General features: G+C 60.8%; 1 pseudogene. It reads right to left on the bottom strand.

The annotated features are described in order from the left end of the window. Positions 1–472 (bottom strand): annotated as a pseudogene (locus ACYP5B_RS27415) (PRTRC system ParB family protein); the annotation flags it as partial.

Below are 472 nucleotides of genomic sequence, written 5' to 3' on the forward strand. Positions count from 1 at the left end.
CTTTAGCCGGGCCGCGACCTTGGTGGCATTGCAGCCGGTGTCGAAGCACTGGCCGCGGAACACCTTGCCGATGCTGTCCGGCAGGCCGCTAACGGCAACACCGAAGCTCTCGCAAGCGTGGCAGGCTTTCGCCTGGTCCTCGCCAACGCCGGTCGGGCCGTCAACCACCAGTTGGACACGGGTATGGTTATCGCCCACCCTGACAATGCGAACCACCGGGTACTCATCCTTCAGACCATATGCCACTGTTTCCAGTTGCTTTTCGGTCTTCTGGGTGTAGCAGCCACGGTTGGTGCAATTGCCGGAGGCGATAGCTTCGCTGAACATCTCCGTTTGCAACGAGGAGTTGTGCGGGCATGCGGCGCATTCGGCCTTGTCGAAGATAGCGGTAGCGAGACTGCATGCCGCGGCCTCGATCGTCTTCTTGAGTTCGGCCACGGTCTTCTTCTCGCTGATGATGACCGGCAGGAGC

This window comes from Cupriavidus sp. 8B (genome assembly GCF_054589115.1).